This is a genomic window from Luteibacter mycovicinus (genome assembly GCF_000745235.1).
Taxonomy (GTDB): Bacteria; Pseudomonadota; Gammaproteobacteria; order Xanthomonadales; family Rhodanobacteraceae; genus Luteibacter; species Luteibacter mycovicinus.
Map to the genome: position 1 here is coordinate 2,970,001 of NZ_JQNL01000001.1, position 20,537 is coordinate 2,990,537.

17 protein-coding genes and 2 rRNA genes (1 of these 19 running past the window's edge) are annotated in these 20,537 nt (G+C 64.7%); 17 read left to right on the plus strand and 2 right to left on the minus strand.

Going from position 1 to position 20,537, the window contains the following annotated elements; translation table 11 throughout:
* Nucleotides 1-1,345: ribosomal RNA gene (locus FA85_RS13005) — 23S ribosomal RNA — on the plus strand (it extends 1,538 nt beyond the left edge of the window).
* A gap of 120 nt (nucleotides 1,346-1,465) precedes the next feature.
* Nucleotides 1,466-1,580 (plus strand): 5S ribosomal RNA (rrf, locus tag FA85_RS13010).
* Nucleotides 1,581-1,803: 223 nt separating this feature from the next.
* Here rrf and FA85_RS13015 read toward each other — a convergent pair.
* Nucleotides 1,804-2,370, minus strand: coding sequence for a YolA family protein (locus tag FA85_RS13015; RefSeq protein ID WP_197056541.1), 567 nt, complete (start codon nucleotides 2,368-2,370; stop codon nucleotides 1,804-1,806).
* 311 nt (nucleotides 2,371-2,681) lie between these two features.
* On the opposite strand from FA85_RS13015, the gene FA85_RS13020 reads away from it, so the two are divergent.
* From FA85_RS13020 to glpK, 4 genes are all read left to right on the plus strand, one after another.
* Nucleotides 2,682-3,452: a DeoR family transcriptional regulator gene (locus FA85_RS13020; RefSeq protein ID WP_036116147.1), complete on the plus strand. Its 771-nt coding sequence runs from the start codon at nucleotides 2,682-2,684 to the stop codon at nucleotides 3,450-3,452.
* A 296-nt stretch (nucleotides 3,453-3,748) separates the two neighbouring features.
* Nucleotides 3,749-5,263 (plus strand): glycerol-3-phosphate dehydrogenase, encoded by a 1,515-nt coding sequence (gene glpD / locus FA85_RS13025; RefSeq protein WP_036116146.1) that lies wholly within the window; start codon nucleotides 3,749-3,751, stop codon nucleotides 5,261-5,263.
* 42 nt (nucleotides 5,264-5,305) lie between these two features.
* The gene (locus FA85_RS13030; RefSeq protein ID WP_036118475.1) at nucleotides 5,306-6,151 is read left to right on the plus strand and encodes an MIP/aquaporin family protein; all 846 of its coding nucleotides are present in this window, start codon (nucleotides 5,306-5,308) and stop codon (nucleotides 6,149-6,151) included.
* Between the two features lie 8 nt (nucleotides 6,152-6,159).
* The gene (gene glpK, locus FA85_RS13035) at nucleotides 6,160-7,665 is read left to right on the plus strand and encodes a glycerol kinase GlpK (protein WP_036116145.1); all 1,506 of its coding nucleotides are present in this window, start codon (nucleotides 6,160-6,162) and stop codon (nucleotides 7,663-7,665) included.
* Between the two features lie 146 nt (nucleotides 7,666-7,811).
* Here glpK and FA85_RS13040 read toward each other — a convergent pair whose 3' ends face one another.
* On the minus strand, nucleotides 7,812-8,747 hold the full coding sequence (locus FA85_RS13040; RefSeq protein WP_036116144.1) for a carbohydrate kinase family protein: 936 nt from the start codon (nucleotides 8,745-8,747) through the stop codon (nucleotides 7,812-7,814).
* Nucleotides 8,748-9,028: 281 nt separating this feature from the next.
* Here FA85_RS13040 and FA85_RS13045 point away from each other — a divergent pair, with 281 nt between their 5' ends.
* From FA85_RS13045 to lipA, 11 genes are all read left to right on the plus strand, one after another.
* The gene (locus FA85_RS13045) at nucleotides 9,029-10,075 is read left to right on the plus strand and encodes a rod shape-determining protein (RefSeq protein ID WP_036116143.1); all 1,047 of its coding nucleotides are present in this window, start codon (nucleotides 9,029-9,031) and stop codon (nucleotides 10,073-10,075) included.
* A gap of 32 nt (nucleotides 10,076-10,107) precedes the next feature.
* The gene (gene mreC / locus FA85_RS13050) at nucleotides 10,108-11,124 is read left to right on the plus strand and encodes a rod shape-determining protein MreC (RefSeq protein ID WP_036116142.1); all 1,017 of its coding nucleotides are present in this window, start codon (nucleotides 10,108-10,110) and stop codon (nucleotides 11,122-11,124) included.
* Nucleotides 11,121-11,612: a rod shape-determining protein MreD gene (mreD, locus tag FA85_RS13055; protein ID WP_036116140.1), complete on the plus strand. Its 492-nt coding sequence runs from the start codon at nucleotides 11,121-11,123 to the stop codon at nucleotides 11,610-11,612. Before mreC ends, mreD begins: the two co-directional genes overlap by 4 nt.
* Nucleotides 11,609-13,618, plus strand: coding sequence for a penicillin-binding protein 2 (mrdA, locus tag FA85_RS13060; protein ID WP_036116139.1), 2,010 nt, complete (start codon nucleotides 11,609-11,611; stop codon nucleotides 13,616-13,618). The genes mreD and mrdA overlap by 4 nt, the downstream gene beginning before the upstream one ends.
* Before the next feature lie 2 nt (nucleotides 13,619-13,620).
* The gene (rodA, locus tag FA85_RS13065) at nucleotides 13,621-14,736 is read left to right on the plus strand and encodes a rod shape-determining protein RodA (RefSeq protein WP_036116138.1); all 1,116 of its coding nucleotides are present in this window, start codon (nucleotides 13,621-13,623) and stop codon (nucleotides 14,734-14,736) included.
* A 197-nt stretch (nucleotides 14,737-14,933) separates the two neighbouring features.
* The gene (mltB, locus tag FA85_RS13070; RefSeq protein ID WP_343122859.1) at nucleotides 14,934-15,830 is read left to right on the plus strand and encodes a lytic murein transglycosylase B; all 897 of its coding nucleotides are present in this window, start codon (nucleotides 14,934-14,936) and stop codon (nucleotides 15,828-15,830) included.
* 95 nt (nucleotides 15,831-15,925) lie between these two features.
* Nucleotides 15,926-17,164: a septal ring lytic transglycosylase RlpA family protein gene (locus FA85_RS22665; RefSeq protein WP_081907594.1), complete on the plus strand. Its 1,239-nt coding sequence runs from the start codon at nucleotides 15,926-15,928 to the stop codon at nucleotides 17,162-17,164.
* Nucleotides 17,165-17,203: 39 nt separating this feature from the next.
* Nucleotides 17,204-18,421, plus strand: a complete 1,218-nt coding sequence (locus FA85_RS13080) for a D-alanyl-D-alanine carboxypeptidase family protein (protein WP_036116136.1) — start codon at nucleotides 17,204-17,206, stop codon at nucleotides 18,419-18,421.
* 13 nt (nucleotides 18,422-18,434) lie between these two features.
* Complete coding sequence (locus FA85_RS13085; protein WP_036116134.1) at nucleotides 18,435-18,725, plus strand: DUF493 family protein; 291 nt, start codon at nucleotides 18,435-18,437, stop codon at nucleotides 18,723-18,725.
* A 110-nt stretch (nucleotides 18,726-18,835) separates the two neighbouring features.
* Entirely contained in the window at nucleotides 18,836-19,504 is a 669-nt protein-coding gene (lipB, locus tag FA85_RS13090; protein WP_051944020.1) for a lipoyl(octanoyl) transferase LipB, read from the plus strand.
* 13 nt (nucleotides 19,505-19,517) lie between these two features.
* Entirely contained in the window at nucleotides 19,518-20,516 is a 999-nt protein-coding gene (lipA, locus tag FA85_RS13095) for a lipoyl synthase (protein WP_036116128.1), read from the plus strand.
* Nucleotides 20,517-20,537 lie beyond the last annotated feature (21 nt).

The following is a 20,537-nucleotide window of genomic DNA, read 5'->3' on the forward strand; positions in this document are numbered from 1 at the left end:
ACGCTTCCAGGAAAAGCCACTAAGCTTCAGCTGTAGAAAAACCGTACCGTAAACCGACACAGGTAGGCAGGGTGAGAATCCCAAGGCGCTTGAGAGAACTCGGGTGAAGGAACTAGGCAAAATGGCACCGTAACTTCGGGAGAAGGTGCGCCTCTTGGTGTGGTCACGTGCGTGACTGAGCATCGAGGGGTCGCAGTAACCTGGCCGCTGCGACTGTTTATCAAAAACACAGCACTCTGCAAACACGAAAGTGGACGTATAGGGTGTGACGCCTGCCCGGTGCTGGAAGGTTAATTGATGGGGTCAGCCGCAAGGCGAAGCTCTTGATCGAAGCCCCAGTAAACGGCGGCCGTAACTATAACGGTCCTAAGGTAGCGAAATTCCTTGTCGGGTAAGTTCCGACCTGCACGAATGGCGTAACGACAGCGGCGCTGTCTCCACCCGAGACTCAGTGAAATTGAAATCGCTGTGAAGATGCAGCGTTCCCGCGGCAAGACGGAAAGACCCCGTGAACCTTTACTATAGCTTTACATTGAACGTTGAGTTCTTCTGTGTAGGATAGGTGGGAGGCTATGAAACCAGGACGCTAGTTCTGGTGGAGCCATCCTTGAAATACCACCCTGAAGTGCTTGACGTTCTAACCTAGGTCCGTAATCCGGATCGGGGACCATGTATGGTGGGTAGTTTGACTGGGGCGGTCTCCTCCCAAAGAGTAACGGAGGAGCACGAAGGTACGCTCAGCGCGGTCGGACATCGCGCACTGTGTGCAAAGGCATAAGCGTGCTTGACTGCGAGATCGACGGATCAAGCAGGTACGAAAGTAGGTCTTAGTGATCCGGTGGTTCTGTATGGAAGGGCCATCGCTCAACGGATAAAAGGTACTCCGGGGATAACAGGCTGATACCGCCCAAGAGTTCATATCGACGGCGGTGTTTGGCACCTCGATGTCGGCTCATCACATCCTGGGGCTGTAGCCGGTCCCAAGGGTATGGCTGTTCGCCATTTAAAGTGGTACGCGAGCTGGGTTCAGAACGTCGTGAGACAGTTCGGTCCCTATCTGTCGTGGGCGTTGGAGATTTGAGGGGGGCTGCTCCTAGTACGAGAGGACCGGAGTGGACGTTCCGCTGGTGTTCGGGTTGTCATGCCCATGGCATTGCCCGGTAGCTACGAACGGAAGTGATAACCGCTGAAAGCATCTAAGCGGGAAGCACGCCCCAAGATGAGATCTCCCGAGAGCTTGACTCTCCTTAAGGCACCATCAAGACTAGGTGGTTGATAGGCACGGTGTGGAAGTGCAGCAATGCATTGAGCTTACGTGTACTAATGAGCCGTGAGGCTTGACCATATAACCCCAAGACGCTTCACCGTCTTATCTCTTAACTCGCTGTTCGACTAAACCCGGACGCTTGTCACTCGTTTACACCCTCTGTGGAGCCGGCGCTCAATGCGCTGCTCCCACCCCTTCCCTGGCGGCTATAGCGGCGTGGTACCACCTGATCCCATCCCGAACTCAGAAGTGAAACGCGCATGCGCCGATGGTAGTGTGGCTCAAGCCATGCAAGAGTAGGTCACCGCCAGGGGCTTTATCCTGAAACACCCGTCCTCACCAGAGGGCGGGTTTTTCTTTTGCGCGCAGCGCAACCCGCAACAGGTCACCGCCAGGGGCTTTATCCTGAAACACCCGTCCTCACCAGAGGGCGGGTTTTTCTTTTGCGCGCAGCGCGACCCGCAACAGGTCACCGCCACGGGCTTTATGTTCTTGAGGCCTCTCCCTTACCGGAGAGGCCTCGCCTTATCCAACGCTCAAAGAATGTTGATCTGGGTGTACACCGTGTTGTGCGGTGCATTGGTCGACGTGTTCTGATACTTGAACAGTCCGGACTCGTAGCCGTCCACGTTGTACTCGTTGAGCCAACCGACCACCGTCTGGCCTGGCGTGCATGGCCACGTGTACTGCGTGCCGGTGACACAGATGCCGGTGCTCGCGTATTGGGCCGAACGCGGCAACTGTCCGCCATTCATGGACGCGATCGGGTTGGATCCGTACCCGATCTCCATGACGGCGACGCGGAGCTCGCCGCCGCCGTGATTGCATGTCGTTGTTCCCTTGCCATCGGGATATTCCCAACCGCACGCAGTCGAGCCCACGGCAAGAACACGGACGCTCGAGAGTCCAGGAGCGGGCGCACGTGGGACAGGCACCACGGACTGCGCGTCGATCGGCACGTGCATCTCATTGTCTGCCGCAGTCAACGACGGCATCGCGGTCATGGCATGCCGGGGGACGGCAAAAGCTTCTTGTGCATGGACGCCCAGGACGGGTGTGCAGGACAGTGTCATGGTGCAGAAAAGAAAACGAACGGAATTCAACGGAGATCCTTTGCATAGAACGGCTTGAGTCGCGTGCGACGATGCCCGGTCGTACCGCCAGGTATGCCATGCCATGCCGCGCAGCGACGTGATGAGTAACGCGTCGGTGCCGCGTTACGCAGCTTGGGAACGAGGCCCACGGACTGCGCAACAAGGATCGCGTCTCGCGCTTCCCACGAATGTCGGATTGAGGCCGTACCAGTACGCTGAATAGGCAAAGGTGTGATCGTCGACGCATCGACGCCGGTGCAACATGACACTCGTCCGATTAGACGCCATCATGTCGGCGCGTCGTGCAAGAAGGGAACGTCATGGATTTACGCCTCAATCGAAGACAGGAAGAACTGGTCGCGATCGTCCAGCGCCAGGGCTTCGTCGGTGTCGATGAACTCGCCAGCCACTTCGACGTGGCGCCGCAGACCATCCGGCGGGACCTGAACCTGCTCGCCGACGGCGGGTTGATCCGCCGCTACCACGGCGGCGTCAGCACCCCGACCAGCAGTGTCGAAAACGTGGCTTACGCGGCGCGCCAGACATTGCAAGCGGCGGAGAAGGGCCGCATCGCCGCGGCTATCGCCGCACAGATTCCCGACGGGTCATCGTTGTTCATCAACCTCGGCACGACCAACGAGGGGGTGGGACGCGCGCTGCTCGAGCGTCGGGACCTGCGTGTCATTACCAACAATCTCAACATCGCCTTGCTGCTCAGTGAAAACCCGACGTTCGAGGTGATCGTCGCCGGCGGTGTGGTCCGGGCTCGCGATCATGGTGTGACAGGCGAGGCCACCATCGAGCTGATCCGTCAGTTCAAGGTGGACTACGGGATCATCGGCATCTCGGGTATCGAGCTGGATGGCACCTTGCTGGACTTCGACTTCCACGAAGTGCGTGTTGCCCAGGCGATCATCGAGCACTCGCGCCAAGTCTACCTGGCGGCGGACCACACCAAGATCGGCCGCAACGCGATGGTCAGGCTGGGTGACTTCAGCCGGGTGGATGCCTGGTTCACCGATAAGACGCCGCCGGAGCCGTTGCTCCCGGTGATCGAGGCGGCGGGTACGCGGTTGTTTGTGGCGGACTGAGGGGCGCCACCGCCCCCAGCGCGGCTTCCCAGCGCCTCCCCAGACGGCTCGCGAGCCCGCCCTCGCTCCTTGAAAGACTTACCCAGCTCGCATTACGGACAAAGCGTACGCTGCACTGCAGCGTGCGATGTTCGTTTGTGTTCGAATATGCTCCTTTCAACGCGGGCGACGCCTTGCCGATGGTTTGACATGTTCGTTTTTGCGCCCTTCGGGCGCTCCCTCAGGGAAAACGAACGTACCCGAGCGTAGGGTTCTCTCCTCAGCAACGCGCCGCCCCCAGCCAAGTGGGGTGGGTAATGGTCGAGCAGGTCGATGTTCTGGTGGTCGGTGGCGGCGTCAACGGTGTCGGCATCGCGCGTGACGCCGTGGGCCGCGGGCTCTCGGTGTGGCTGTGTGAACGTGACGATCTGGCCTCGCATACCTCGAGCGCGGCGACCAAGCTGATTCATGGTGGCTTGCGCTATCTCGAGCAGTTCGAGTTCGCCCTCGTGGGCAAGGCACTCGCCGAGCGCGAGGTGCTTCTTCGCGCGGCCCCGCACATTATCTGGCCGTTGCGTTTCGTCCTTCCGCATCAGCCGCATCTGCGCCCGGCGTGGATGATTCGTATCGGACTGTTCCTCTACGATCATCTGGGCCGCGGTCGCCGCACGCTGCCGGGCTCGCGCCGCGTTCGTTTCGCCAAACACGTCACCGGCGAGCCGATGCGCGATGACTTCGCGGTAGGCTTCGTCTATTCCGACGCCTGGGTGCAGGACGCACGTCTCGTGGTGCTCAACGCCATGGACGCCGTGCACCGCGGCGCCAAGGTGGAGACGCACACCAGGTGCGTCAGCGCACGTCGTGACGCGGACGGCTGGACGGCTGAACTCGAGTCCCGCGACGGCACCCGCCACTTCGTCAAGGCGCGGGCGCTCGTCAACGCCGCGGGTCCGTGGGCCGCGAGTTTCCTCGACGACGTAGTGCACGTGAAGCACACGCACTCGCTGCGCCTGATCAAGGGCAGCCACATCATCGTTCCGAAGATCTTCGATCATCGCTACGCGTATATCTTCCAGCAGCCCGATCGTCGCATCGTGTTCGCTATCCCGTACGAGCGCGACTTCACGCTGATCGGCACCACCGACGTCGAGTACAAGGCCGACCCGTCGCATCCGGAAATCGACGCCGACGAGACGCGTTACCTTTGCGACGCCGCCAACCGTTACTTCAAGAAGCAGCTGACGCCGGACGACGTGGTCTGGAGCTATAGCGGCGTGCGTCCGCTGCTGCAGGACGAAGCGGGCAGCGCCTCGGAAGTGACGCGCGACTACCTGCTCGACATCGATCAGACCGGTGGGGCGCCGCTGCTGAACGTCTTCGGCGGTAAGCTGACCACGTACCGCAAGCTGTCCGAAGAGGCGGTCGACAAGCTCGCCCCGCTGCTGGGTAACGACAAGCCGGCGTGGACGGCCGACGCGCGTCCGCTGCCCGGTGGCGGTGAGCGCGACATCGACGCGCTCACCGACGACATCCGGTCGTCACGTCCTTGGTTGCCTGAGACCTTCGCATGGCGGCTCACGCACATGTACGGCACGCGTGCCCGCGATCTGCTGGGCGAAGCCGATGGCCTCGATGCGCTGGGGACACACTTCGGTTCCGACCTGTACCAGGCTGAAGTCGACTACCTGATCCGGCACGAATGGGCGACCGAAGCGGAAGACATCCTCTGGCGGCGCAGCAAGATCGGCCTGCGTGTCGGTCCGGACGACGTGAAGCGTCTTACCGAATACCTCAATCAGCGGGTCCCGAAGGGCCCCGCCATTAACCCGTAGCGCTCACGCGCTGCCCCTGCCATGAAACCGATGGAGAGACGGATCATGCGACAAAATATAGGCGAGTTGATTTCCGAAGCCCTGGCGATGTTCATCATCATCGCTTTCGGCGATTCCGTAGCATGCATGTACGTGCTCTACGACCCTAGTCCCTATCTGAATGCCTACTGGGGTGTCTGTATCGCGTGGGGTCTCGCGGTCACCATCGCGATCTACGCGACCGCATCGGTGTCCGGTACGCACGCCAACCCGGCCGTAACGCTGGCCCTGGCGGTATTCCGCGACTTCTCCTGGAAGAAAGTCGTGCCTTACTGGATCGCCCAGGTGATCGGCGCGTTTCTTGGCGCGGCTATCGTCTATGCGCTGTTCGGTCCGGTCATCGATCACTTCAACGCCACGCACAACCTGACCCGTGAAGCGGGCGGTGCGGCGGGCGTGTTCTTTACGCATCCGGGCCTGGCCGTCTCGCCCATGCACGCGCTGTCCGATCAGATCATCCTCACCGCTTTCCTGCTGTTCGGTATCTTCGCCATCACCGAGCAGTACAACGAAACCGCACCGGGCGCGAACAACGGCGCGCTGATCATCGGCCTGCTGGTCGCCACCATCGGCGCGTCGATGGGCTATCTCGAAGCATGGGCGATCAACCCCGCGCGTGATTTCGGTCCGCGACTGTTCGCCTACTTCGCCGGCTGGGGTCCCTCGGCGCTTCCGTCGCCGGATAACTACTGGTGGGTGCCGATCGTCGGTCCGCTGATCGGCGGTGTCGTCGGTGGCGGCGCTTACCAGCTGCTCGTGCATCCTTTCCTGCCAGCACGTCAGCGTGCGCTTGAAGAAGCGCGCCAGAAGGCGGCGCGCGGCACATCTTCCACCAACACCATTTCGTGAGGCCGCAGATGAGCAAGCAGAAATACATCCTCGCCATCGACCAGGGCACCACCAGCTCTCGCACGATTCTTTTCGACCACGATGGCAACATCGCCGGCACCGCGCAGCGTGAGTTCCCCCAGATCTTCCCGCAGCCGGGCTGGGTCGAACACAACCCGCGCGAAATCATGACCAGCGTGCTGTCGACGATGACCGAGGTCATCAGCAGCTCCGGTATCGACGCCAGCTGTATCGAAGGCATCGGCATCACCAACCAGCGCGAGACCGCGGTGGTGTGGGACAAGAAGAGCGGTCAGCCCATCTACAACGCGATCGTCTGGCAGTCGCGCCAGACCGCCGACATCTGCGAGAAGCTCAAGGCCGACGGCCATGACGAGATGGTGCGCGAGAAGACCGGCCTGCTGATCGACGCGTATTTCGCCGGTACCAAGGTGCGCTGGATTCTCGACCATGTCGAAGGCGCGCAGGAGAGGGCCGAGGCGGGCGAGCTTCTGTTCGGCACCATCGACACCTGGGTGATCTGGAACCTCACCGGTGGCAAGGTGCACGTGACCGATTACACCAATGCGTCGCGCACGCTGATGTACGACATCTACAAGCGCGAATGGGACGATGAGCTGCTGAAGATGCTCAACGTGCCGCGCGCGATGCTGCCGGAGGTGAAGTCGTCCAGCGAGGTCTACGGCAATACGCTGGCCAAGCATTTCTTCGGCCGCGAAGTGCCGATCGCCGGTATCGCCGGTGACCAGCAGGCGGCGTTGTTTGGTCAGGCATGCTTCGAGCCGGGTCTGGCCAAGAACACGTACGGCACCGGCTGCTTCATGCTGATGAACACGGGCGAGAAGGCCGTGCGTTCGAAGAACGGCCTGCTCACCACCATCGCGTGGGGTGTCGACGGCAAGGTCGAATACGCGCTGGAAGGCAGCATCTTTGTCGCCGGTTCCGTCATCCAGTGGCTGCGCGACGGTCTGCGCATGCTGGGCAAGGCGTCGGATTCGCAGTCGTATGCGGAACGCGCGAAGGACAACGATGGTGTGTACTTCGTGCCGGCGTTCGTCGGTCTTGGTGCGCCGTACTGGCGCAGCGATGTGCGTGGCGCCGTGTTCGGTCTCTCGCGCGGTACGACGAAGGAACAGTTCATCCGCGCCGCCCTCGAGTCGATGGCGTACCAGACGCGCGACGTGCTCGAAGCGATGCAGATCGACTCGGGCATCGAGCTGAAGGAGCTGCGAGCCGACGGTGGTGCGATCGCCAACGACTTCATGGCGCAATTCCAGGCGGACATTCTCGACGTGACGGTGTTGCGTCCTAAGGTGCAGGAAACCACGGCGCAGGGCGCGGCGTACCTCGCCGGCCTCGCGGTCGGTTTCTGGAAGGACCGTGCGGATATCGCCAAGCGCTGGGCGGTCGATCGCAAGTTCGAGCCGGCGATGACCAAGGAAGCGCGTGACGACCTCTACGAAGGCTGGAAGCAGGCGGTGACGGCGACGATGGGGTTCAAGCCCAGGAACTGACGCGGCCGTGTGGGGGCGCGCCCTGCGCGTGATGCGCTTTGTCGCGGGGCGGGTCGCGCGCGGGGCGCGCTCCTACCGTTTGCTGCACGAAAAAGGGCGGCGCATTTCTGCGCCGCCCTTTTTTTATGCACGTTACAAAGCGGCTATCAGCCCAGCTTGTAACCGAACTGGCTTTCGAACTCGGTCGCGAACTGCTCGTACGTGAAGTACTGGTTTTGCGTGCCTGGATGCTCGACCTTCAGCGCGCCCATCAGCGACGCCATCTTGCCGACGGTCGGCCAGTCGTAGCCCTTCATGATGCCGAAGATCAGACCGGCACGATACGCGTCGCCGCAGCCGGTGGGGTCGACCACCTTGTGCTCGCGTGCCGGCGGGATCTCGATCGTCTGGCCGTCGACGTGGATCAGCGAGCCGCGCGGACCCTGCGTGATGATGTACGCGGTGACCTTCGACGCGATGTCCGCCGCGCTCCAGCCGGTGCGCTGCTGCAGCAGCTGCGACTCGTAGTCGTTGACGATGACGTACGTGGCCTTGCCGATCATCGAGCGGAACTCGTCGCCGTTGAACAGCGGCATCGCCTGGCCCGGATCGAAGATGAAGGGCACGCCGCGTGCGGCGAACTCGTCGACGTGCTGCAGCATGGCTTCGCGGCCGTCCGGCGCCACGATGCCGAACTGATAGTCCGGGATATCACGCACGTGGTTTTCGTGCGCGCTGGACATGGCGCCCGGATGGAAGGCCGTGATCTGGTTGTTGTCCAGATCCGTGGTGATGAAGCACTGCGGGGTGAACTGGTCGTCGAACTGGCGGACGCCATCGAGGCGGATGCCGAATTTCTCGAGGTGCGCGCGGTAGGGCGCGAAATCCTGGCCGACGGTGGCCACGGGCATCGGTTCGCCGCCGAGCAGCTTCAGGTTGTATGCGATGTTGCCGGCGCAACCGCCGAACTCGCGGCGCATGGCCGGCACCAGGAACGACACGTTCAGGATATGCACCTGGTCCGGAATGATGTGGTTCTTGAACTGGTCCTGGAACACCATGATGGTGTCGTAGGCGAGCGATCCGCAGATAACGGCAGTCATGCTTGGGCGACCCTGAAAGGATGAATGGCGCGGCCGTGAGCCGGCCGCCGCGAGCGCCGAACGCGAGGGGTTCGGCAAACCGACGGATCGTACCCAAAATCGTCCGCCGAGGCGACAGGTACTTACGTACAGAATTACGGATATGCGTCACCTTTCGCTCGCATCCATCGGACTTACAAGACTTTCTTAACTTCTTCGCCTCCGCTCCGCCCTTGCGTGGGGGAGGGCGCCAATCTAGACTTCCACGCTTACTTTTTGCCGCAACGGGCGCCCGCCGCATCATGTTTAAGAAGTTCCGCGGACTCTTTTCGAACGACATCTCCATCGATCTCGGTACGGCGAATACGCTCATCTACGTGCGCGGGCAGGGCATTGTCCTGAACGAGCCGTCGGTCGTGGCCATCCGTCAGGATCGTGGCCCGGGCGGCCCGCGTGCCGTCGCCGCCGTGGGTGGCGACGCCAAGCGCATGCTCGGCCGCACCCCGGGCAATATCGCCACGGTGCGTCCGATGAAGGACGGCGTCATCGCCGACTTCACCATGACCGAGGCGATGCTCCAGCATTTCATCAAGCAGGTGCACCGCTCGCGCATGCTGCGTCCCAGCCCGCGCGTGCTGGTCTGCGTCCCCTGCGGTTCCACCCAGGTGGAACGCCGCGCCATCAAGGAATCCGCCGAAGGCGCCGGTGCGCGCGACGTGTTCCTGATCGAAGAACCGATGGCCGCCGCGATCGGCGCCGGTATCCCGGTGCACGAGGCCCGTGGCTCCATGGTTCTCGACATCGGCGGCGGTACCTCCGAAGTCGCCGTCATCTCGCTCAACGGCATCGTCTACTCGCAGTCCGTGCGGGTGGGCGGCGACCGCTTCGACGAAGCCATCATCAACTACGTGCGTCGCAACCACGGCACGCTGATCGGTGAATCAACCGCCGAGCGGATCAAGCTCGAAGTCGGCTGCGCCTTCCCGCAGAGCGAAGTCCGCGAGATGGAAATCTCCGGCCGCAACCTCGCCGAGGGCGTGCCGCGCATGTTCACGATCAACTCCAACGAAGTGCTCGAAGCCCTCCACGAGCCGCTGTCCGGCATCGTGGCCGCGGTCAAGGCGGCGCTGGAGCAGACCCCGCCGGAGCTCTGCTCCGACGTGGCCGAGCGCGGCATCGTGCTCACCGGTGGCGGCGCGCTGCTGCGCGATCTGGATCGCCTGATCTCCGAGGAAACCGGCCTGCACGTGCAGGTGGCCGACGACCCGCTCACCTGCGTGGCGCGTGGCGGCGGCAAGGCCCTGGAGATGATCGACCAGCACGGCAGCGACTTCTTCGCTTTCGAATGACCGCCGCGCTCGCGGCGCCCGGACGTTAGGCCGTGGCGCTGAATCGCGACGACAAGTCGCCGCTTTTCGCACCAGGCGTAGCGGGAACGCTACGCCTGATCGTGTATCTGGCCCTCGCCTGTGTCCTGATGGTCCTCGACCACCGGGGCGGCTGGCTGGCCAACGTGCGCTACGGCCTGTCGATCGTCATCGAACCCGTTTACCGGATCGCCGGCCTGCCATCGCAGGGTTTCCAGGCGGCCACGGTGGCGTTCGCCGATCGCCAGCGCCTGACCGAGCAGAACCAGCGCCTGCGGGAAGATCTGCTGCTGGCCAATGCCAAGCTCAACCGCATGGCCTCGGTCGCCGAGCAGAACCAGCGCCTGAAGGAACTCCTCGATACCCAGCACAGCCTCTCGCTCAACGTGCAGCTCGCGCGTCTGGTCGGCGTGGACCTCGGTCCGTTCCGGCACCGGATCGTGCTCAACCTCGGCGCCCGCGACAAGGTGCAGCAGGGGCAGGTGGTGATCGACGCGCGTGGCGTCATGGGCCAGATCGTCGACGTGATGCCGACCACCTCGGTGGCCATGCTGATTACCGATCCCAACCACGCCATTCCGGTGACCATCGAGCGCACCGGCCTGCGCACCGTCGCCTATGGCTCACGTGCGGGCGACATGCTGACCCTGCCGACCATTCCGGTTTCGGCTGACGTGCAGGCGGGCGACAAGCTGGTCACGTCGGGCCTCGGCGGCCGCTTCCCGCCGGGCTTCCCGGTGGGGGAGATCCGTGACGTCGCACAGACCGCATCGGGAACCTTTCTCTCCGCGCAGGCCAAACCGGCCGCCGATCTCGACCGCAGTGAAGACGTGCTGCTCCTGCACGACCTGGCCGAGCCGGCGGGTCCGCCGTCGCTCGCGCCGGAAGCGGGTCCGCCGGCCAGCATGGCACCCGATCCGAACGCACCGCCCGCGGTTCCGACGCCCGCGCCCACGCTGCCTTCGGTGACCTCGCCGACCACGAGTCGCGTCGCGCCCGCGCGCGCATCCACGGCCGGGAGCACGCCATGAACCGTATCCGCGTCCGGCAGCTCTGGTTCGCGGCGACGCTCCTGCTGTCGCTGTTCCTCATGCTGATTCCGTTGCCGGGTCCGCTGACGCCGTTCAAGCCGTACTGGCCGGCGCTGATCCTGCTTTATTGGTGCCTGCAGTCGGGCGACCGGGTCACGCTTGGCATGGCGTTCTGTCTGGGCGTGGGCGCGGATCTGTTCGACGGTGTGTTACTCGGCGAGCAGGCACTGCGACTTACCGCCATGGTCTTCATCGCGCTGCGCTTCCGCTCGCGGCTGCGTTTCTTCCCGATGTGGCAGCAGGCGCTGGCCGTGCTGGCCCTGCTGCTCAACGACCGTGTGCTGCTCCTGCTGATCCGCGTGCTCGGCGGCGATCCCGTGCCGCCGGCGGAATACTGGATCTCGCCCTTCGTCGGCGCGGCCTTGTGGCCGTTCGTGTTCCTGATCCTGGACGACCTCCGCGCACGGCTGCGCATCCACGAGACATGAGCACCCGGCGCGCCTCGATCAAGGAGGTCCGTGGCGAGGTGGCGCTCTTCCGCCGCCGCGCGCTGGCCGGTTTTGCGCTGATTCTGGCCGGTCTGATCGCCGTGTGCTGCCAGTACGTCAACCTGCAGGTCAATCACCACGACGAGTTCGCCACGCGTTCGGAGCAGAACCGCGTGAAGCCGCGTGCGATTCCGCCCGCGCGCGGCCTGATCTTCGATCGCAACGGCGTGCTGCTGGCCGATAACGTGCCTGCGTTCCGGCTCGAGGTGACGCCCGAGCAGGTCGGCAACATGGACGCCATGCTCGCCAGGCTCGGCGCCATCGTGCCACTCAGCGATGACGATATCGCCACGTTCAAAAAGCAGGTGAAGGGCAGTCGTCGCTTCGAAGGCGTGCCGCTGAAGCTCAAGCTGACCGAGGACGAGATCGGCCGCTTCGACGTCAATCGCTGGCGGTTTCCCGGCGTGGATGTCGTGCCTTACCTGACCCGTCGCTACCCGCTGGGTCCGGCGCTGGCCCACGTCATCGGGTACGTCAGCCGGATCGACGTGGACGACCTCAATCGCATGGACGACGAGGAAGAGGCCAGCTACAAGGGCACCACGCACATCGGTCGCATCGGCATCGAGCGCTCGTACGAGAAGCTGCTGCACGGCGCGCCGGGCTACGAGCTGGTCGAGGTGAATGCGGACGGCCGCACGCAGGCCGTGCTCGACACCACGCCGCCCACGCCGGGCAAGAACATCTACCTGAGCATCGACGTGCGCCTGCAGAAGGCGGCCGAGGATGGACTCAACGGCCGTGCGGGCGCGGCGATCGCGATCGATCCGCGCAATGGGCAGGTGCTGGCCTTCGCCAGCGAGCCCAGCTTCGATCCCAACCTGTTCGTCAACGGCATCAGCTCGGCGGACTACAAGGCACTGACCACCTCGCCCGACAAGCCGCTGTACAACCGTGCGCTTCGCGGCGTGTATCCGCCGGGTTCCACGGTGAAGCCCTTCCTCGCGCTCGGTGGCCTCACGATGGGGATTCGCCGGCCGTCGGACACCGTGCTGTCGACGGGTGAGTTCTGCATCCCCGGCCAGTCGCGCTGCTATCGCGACGACGTGCGCGGCGGTAACGGCACGGTCAACATGGTCCGCGCCATCGAACTGTCGACCAACACCTATTTCTACCGGCTCGCGCTCGACATGGGCATCGACCGCCTCTCCCAGTGGATGGGGAGTCTCGGCTTCGGCAAGAAGACGGGCATCGATCTGGTCGGCGAAGTCGAGGGCATCCTGCCGTCGCGTGAGTGGAAGGCGTCGCGCAGTAAGGCCGGCTGGTTCCCGGGCGAAACGATCATCGCAGGCATCGGTCAGGGTTACTGGGCCGTGACGCCGCTGCAGCTGGCGCACGCGGTCGCGACGTTCGCCGGGCGCGGCGTTCCCTACACGCCGCACTTCCTCCTCGATACACAGGACGGTGTGGACAGCCCGCGCGTGGCTCAGTCATTCCCGCCCTCCGGTCCCTCCGTGATTCGCAAGGAGGCCGACTGGGAAACGGTCAATGACGGGATGAAAGCGGTGATCACCGGCGGTACGGGCAAGAAGCTCGGCATTGGCTTTCCGTACGTCATCGCGGGCAAGAGCGGCACGGCCGAGCGCTTCTCGCGCACCACCAACGCCTACGACCAGAACAAGAATTCGGCCTATCTGGCGTCGCGCCACCGCGCGCTGTTCATCGCCTACACGCCGGCGGACGACCCCAAAATCTCGGTGGCCGTGGTGCTGGAGGCCGGCGCGTGGGGCGCGCAGGATTCCGGCCCGATCGCGCGCAAGGTGCTCGATCAGTGGGTGGTCGATGAGGGTGGTCCGCGTCCGGCCGAAGCGCCGCCCGGCCCCATCGCGACCGCCGATGCGCCGCCCGAGGCGGCACCGCCGGAAGACGCGCCCGCCCAGGGCGTGCAGCCCGCCGGTGCCGCCAGCAGTGCGGAGCCGCCCGACGACAATGGTGAGGACCAGTGACCATGATCGCCAACCTCTCCATGCGGATGAAGCGTTTCGGCCTGCGTCTTCTGAGCCGTCCGCGCCTCGACATTCCGCTGCTGCTGGCGCTGTTCATCCTGGCCTGCGTCGGCCTGACCACGCTGTACAGCGCGGGCAATGCCGATGCCAGTCTGGTGACGGGGCAGGCCATGCGCTTCGGTCTCGGTGCCGTGCTGCTGGTCGTCATCTCGCGGATTCCGCCGCCGGTGCTGCGCTCGTGGACACCCTGGCTGTACATGGGCAGCACCGCCTTGCTGGTCGTCGTCGCGATCCTGGGCGAGGGCCGCGGCGCCTATCGCTGGCTGGATCTGGGTGTCATGCGTTTCCAGCCGTCCGAACTGCTCAAGCTGACCATGCCGATGATGGTCGCCTGGTACCTGCATCCCCGGCAGCTGCCGCCGAGCTGGAAGGACATCGCGGTGGTCGGTCTGCTGATCGCGGTGCCGGCCGGTCTGATCGCGAAGCAGCCCGACCTGGGCACGGCGCTGCTGGTGGCGGGAGCGGGTGCGTTCGCGCTGTTCCTTTCCGGCATGGCCTGGTGGCGCATCGGCCTGATCGTCGGCGCCGTGGGCGGCGCCATTCCCGTGGCCTGGCAGTTCCTGCACGAGTACCAGCGCAATCGCGTGCGCACCCTGCTGGATCCGGAATCCGACCCGCTGGGCAACGGCTGGCACATCATCCAGTCGAAGATCGCCGTCGGCTCCGGCGGCGTGTTCGGCAAGGGCTGGCAGCACAGTACGCAGTCGCGCCTGGAGTTCCTGCCCGAGCACACCACCGACTTCATCTTCGCGGTCTTCTCCGAGGAATTCGGCCTGATCGGCGTCATCGGCATCATGCTGCTGTACGCGTTCATCATCGGCCGCTGCCTGTGGATCGCGATGAACGCGCGCGACACGTACTCACGCCTGCTGGCCGGCGCCATCGGCATGAGTTTCTTCGTCTACGTGGCGGTCAACGGCGGCATGGTCGCGGGCATTCTGCCGGTGGTCGGCGTGCCCATGCCGCTGGTCAGTTACGGCGGTACGTCGGCCGTCTCGCTGCTGACGGGCTTCGGTGTGCTGATGTCGATTCACGCCAATCGCAAGCTGCACGATTGATGGCTGAACAGCGGCCGAAACGCGCCCCGGATGCGCCACAGCTGCGTGTTACCCTTCGGTGCATGGATGAAGTTCTGACTGCGCGCCGCGCCCGACCCGCACGCCACCTCCCGCGCCTCGCTGGCGCGTTGATCGGTATCCCCCTGCTTTTCGCAGCGTCCGCGCATGCTGAGACGCATCCTGGCCAGGATGCGCTCGTGCGCGAGGTGGCGAAGGACACCGGCAAGAGCAAGGCCTCGCTGAACGCGTTGCTCGACAACGCGAAGAAGCAGCAGGCGATCCTCGACGCGATCAGCCGACCCGCCGAGGGCAAACCCTGGCGCGATTACCGTCCGATTTTTCTCACCGAGCAGCGGATCGCCGCCGGTGCCGCGTTTTACGAGGAACACCGCACGCTGCTCGACGGCATCGGCCGCAAGTACGGCGTGCCGCCGGAATACATCGTCGCCATCGTCGGTGTCGAAACCTTCTACGGCAAGAACACCGGCAAGTGGAAGGTGATCGATGCGCTCACCACGCTCGCGTTCTACTACCCCAAGCGTGCGCCGTTCTTCCGCGAGCAGCTGAAAACGTTGCTCGAACTGCCGTCGAACCACCTGGGTGGGCCCGTCGACACGCTGACCGGCTCCTATGCCGGCGCACAGGGGTGGGGGCAGTTCATGCCTTCGTCCATCCGCGAATGGGGCGTGGATTACGACCACGACGGCCGTATCGACATGAAGGGCTCGATGGGCGACATCTTCGCCAGCATCGCCAACTACTTCGTCGAGCATGGCTGGGAGCGTGGGGGTCCCGTGGCGGCGCGTGCGCAGCCCGATACGCGCGTGCGCGCGCCCGACGTCCCGAAGGACTGGCGCCCCGTGGCGCCGGTGGAATCGTTCGTCGCCGACGGCTTCGCGCCCGTGCAGCATCTCAACCCGGGTCGCGACGCACAGCTGGTGCGTCTCGACGGGCCGTCGGGTGACGAGTACTGGTTCACCTTCCAGAATTTCTACGTGATCACCACCTACAACCGCAGCCCGATGTACGCCATGGCCGTGAACCAGCTGGCGCAGGCCATCCGCGAGCGCGCCGGCGGACCCGCCCCGCGATGAGGCATCGCGCCGGAACGGCGGCGATGCAGGGTAGGAGCGCGCCCTGCGCGCGACATCCTTTCGCGTCGTGTTCCGGTGTTGGGCGTGTGCTCTCGATGGCTGCCAGGGGGTATCGCGCGCGGGGCGCGATCCTGCGGGTTGCCGCTGTCCTGCTGGTCGCGTTGTTGCTCAGCGCCTGCGGCGGCTCGAAAAATACTCGCCCGGCCTCGCGTGGCGGTAGCAGTGGCGGTTCCTCATCCTCATCGCGCGGCGGCTACGACGACATCCGCAAGTCGCAGGGCTCCCGCTATCGGTCCAGTTCCGACAGCGTGCCGACCGAGATTCCGGATGTCAGCAAGCTCCCGGAGCCGGTGCCTAAGGTCGAGCCACGCTCGCTCTACGGCAACAAGAGCCCGTATTCCGTGCTCGGTCAGACCTACAACGTGCTGCCCTCGCCGCGCGGTTACGTCGAGCGCGGCATCGCCTCGTTCTACGGCAACAAGTTCCACGGCTACAAGACCTCGAGCCTCGAGGAATACGACATGTATCAGTTCTCCGGCGCGCACAAGACGTTGCCGCTGCCGAGCTACGCACGTGTCACCAACCTCGAGAACGGCAAGACGGTCATCGTCCGCATCAACGATCGCGGTCCGTTCCACGAGAACCGGATCATCGATCTGTCCTTCGCCGCGGCCGTGAAGATCGGTGTCTGGCCGAAGGGCACGGGTCTGGTCGAAGTCCGCGCGATCGATCCGACGGAAGCCAACAGCGATCGCGGCGCGCCGTACGTCAACACGGCGCCGAAACCCGCGCCGATCACCGCGCCCCCGCCGCCGCGGGTGGTCGCCAGCGCGGCCGCTTCCGCGCCGGTCGGCGCGCGTCCCGCGTCCACGCCCGAGCGCGCGCTGGCGCCGCGCGCACCGTCGCAGGATATCGATGCCCCGGTCGGTGGAGCGGCGGTCGCTGGCGTCAGCCCCGCCGAGGGGCATGTGCCCGGCATGACCGGGGTGTCGCCGACCGAGGCGCTGCCGCCCCTCGCGGGCGCGGGCACCGGGACAGGCGCCAAAGCCCCGGCTTCCAGCCCCTCCCGTGCCCCGGTCACCGCGCCCGTGGTCGGCAAACCCACCATCTATCTTCAGGTCGGCGCCTTCTCGGATGCCGCCAATGCCAACCGCGTCGCCGACCAGCTGAACAAGGCTGGCCTTGGCCCTGTCAGTGTGATCGAGACCGCCGTCGGCGGCCGCAGCGTGCGCCGGGTCCGGGTCGGGCCCATGGCTGACGTCGATACGGCCGACCGCGTGACGGACCAGATCGCTGGCATGGGTCTGCCCCGCCCCTCGGTCGCGGTAGACTGACCTTCTTTTTTTGTTGCATTTGACTGGACCGTTGAAACGATGAAGCTTCTGCCTCGCTCCCTGTTCGCTTTTGCCGCCGCCGCGCTCGTCGCGGGTGTCGCGGCGCAGCAGCCCCCCCGTCCGCCCGTCGTGCCGCGCCCGGTGGTGCCCGAGGCGCCGGTGCCGCCGCCGCCGGACGTCGAGGGCAAGAGCTGGGTGCTGATGGACTACAACACCGGGCAGATCATCGCGTCGAAGGACATGGACGTGCAGCTCGAGCCGGCCTCGATCACCAAGATCATGACCGACTACGTCGTCTCGGCCGAGCTGGGCAACGGCAAGATCCACAACGAAGATCCGGTCACCATCAGCGAGAACGCCTGGCGCGGCGGCGGCGCCAGCACCGACGGCTCCACCAGCTTCCTCAAGCTCAACAGCCAGGTGAAGCTGAAAGACCTGCTCTACGGCATGATCATCCAGTCCGGTAACGACGCCGCCATCGCGCTGGCCGAACACACCGCGGGCTCGGAGCCGGCCTTTGCCAATCTGATGAACGCGTACGCCAAGCAGCTGGGCATGACGCATTCGCAGTTCCAGAACGCCTCCGGTTATCCGGTCGCCAACCACTACACCACCGCGCACGACATCGCGATCCTGTCCCGCGCGCTCATCCACGACTTCCCCGAGGACTACGCGATCTCGGCCGTCAAGGAGTTCGAGTGGAACGGCATCAAGCAGCACAACCGCAACCTGCTGCTGTGGCGCGACAACACCGTCGACGGTATCAAGACCGGTCACACCGCGGCGGCAGGCTACTGCCTGGCGGCGTCGGCCAAGCAGGGTGACGCCCGCATGATCGCCATCATCATGGGCGCCAACAGCGAGAAGGGCCGTGCGGATGCCGCGCTGGCGCTGCTCAATTACGGTTTCCGCTTCTTCGAGAGCCATAAGCTCTACGAAGCCAACAAGCCGCTGGCCACGCCCAAGCTGTGGAAGGGCGCCGAGAACACCATCCCGCTCGGTGTTGCCGAAGACGCGATGGTGTCGGTCAAGCGCGGCGACTACGACAAGCTCAAGGCCAACCTCGACATCCCCTCGACCCTGATCGCCCCGTTCAAGAAGGGCCAGCAGGTCGGCACGCTGCGCGTGACGCTCGACGGCCAGCCGGTGCTCACCGCGCCGCTCGTGGCCCTGAACGACGCGCCCGAAGGCGGCTTCTTCTCGCGCCTGTGGGACACGATCATGCTGTGGTTCCACAGCGACGGCGACAAGAAGTAAGAGGGCTCGGGCGATGAAGGAAATCGACTTCACTGACGCGCAGAAAGACGGCAAGGGCTTCCAGTTCCCGGGCGAGTTCGAGATCACCGCGATCGGCAACGCCAATGCGGGTCTGGACAAGCACGTGCCGGCCTTGCTCCACGGTGTCGGCCTCGAAGTACTGCACGAGACACTGTCGACCAAGCTGACCCCGGCCGGCAATTACCAGTCGGTGACGGTGAGCTTCGTCGCGCCGACGCGCGAGAAGTACCTCGAGGCGCATAGCACCTTGCGTGCGGACGAGAATATTCGCTTCACGATGTGATCCGGGCATGCCCCTGTAGGAGCGCGCGGGGCGCGCTCCTACAGGGGGCTATCCTTGTTTAGCGCGGGCATCGCCCACAATTCCTCGGCATCCCCTCCGACCCCATCCTCATGACCCACCCCCTCAACGTCCGCCGGCTGGGGCGCGTCCCCTACGAATCCACCTGGAAGGCCATGAGCGCCTTCACCGACAACCGCACCGACGACACGGTCGACGAGCTGTGGCTGCTGGAGCACGATCCTGTCTTTACGCTGGGACAGGCCGGCAAGGAGGAGCACGTGCTGGCGGCGGGGGATATCCCGGTGGTCCGCGTGGATCGCGGCGGTCAGGTGACCTATCACGGGCCCGGCCAGATCGTGGCCTACCCGATGATCGACCTGCGCCGTGTCGGGGTGGGCGTGCGTGAGCTGGTCTGCCGCATCGAGCAGGCCATCATCGATACTCTGGGCGAATGGAACATCGGCGCCGAACGTCAGGAAGGCGCGCCCGGCGTCTACGTGGCTGGTGCCAAAGTGGCCGCCCTTGGCCTGCGCATCCGCCGCGGCTGCAGCTTCCACGGGCTGGCCTTCAACGTGGACATGGATCTCGAGCCCTACCACCGCATCAATCCCTGCGGGTACAAGGGTTTGGAAGTCACCCAGGTGCTAGACTTGGGCGGTCCGTCGCGGTTGGTGGACGTGGAAGACGTCCTGGTACAGGAATTCTGTAAGCAGTTCGGCTTCCATGCCGTCGCCGCCGACTCCACTCTCCCCGAACTCCCCGCCCGCGTCGCGGTCTGAGGACGTAGCCGTTATGAGCCAAACCTCCGCCACTCCCTCCCGCAGCATCCCCATCGCCGTCGTCGACAAGCCGGGCGAGAAGATGCTGGGCAACGACAAGATCGCGCTCAACCGTGCGGGCTTCGATACGAACGTGCCCGTCCTGCGCAAGCCGGGCTGGATCCGCGTCCGCCTGCCGCAGGGCAACGCGGTGCAGCAGCTGAAGGCGCGCCTGCGCGAAAACTCGCTGGTCACGGTCTGCGAGGAAGCCTCCTGCCCGAATATCCACGAGTGCTTCTCCAAGGGCACCGCCACCTTCATGATCCTCGGTGAGGTCTGCACCCGTCGCTGCTCATTCTGCGATGTGGCCCACGGCCGCCCGCAGCCGCCTGACCCGCTGGAACCGGCGCGCCTGGCCGAGACCATCCGCGACATGCGCCTGAAGTACGTGGTGATCACCTCGGTGGACCGCGACGACCTGCGCGACGGCGGTGCCGAGCATTTCGCTTCGTGCATCCGTGCCGTTCGCCATGCCAGCCCCAACATCCGCATCGAGATCCTGACCCCGGATTTCCGCGGCAAGGGCCGGATGGAGCGCGCGCTCGAGGTCATGAAGGACTTCCCGCCGGACGTCTTCAACCACAATCTCGAGACCGTCCCGCACCTCTACCGCGAAGTGCGCCCGGGCGCGGATTACCAGTGGTCGCTGGACCTGCTCAAGCGCTTCAAGGCGCAGCATCCCGAAGTGCCGACCAAGTCCGGCATCATGCTGGGCCTGGGCGAAACGATGGAGCAGGTGCTCGAGACCATGCGCGATCTACGTAACCATGACGTGGACATGATCACCATCGGCCAGTACCTGCAGCCGACCGCGCATCACCATCCGGTGGTCCGTTACTGGACGCCGGACGAGTTCGAGGCGCTGCGCGTCGCGGGCGAAGAGATGGGCTTCGGCCATGTCGCTTCCGGCCCGTTAGTGCGATCCTCCTACCATGCCGACCTGATGGCTCACGCCGCCGGTGTCGTCGAATAAACGATTTGAAGCACTCCGAGG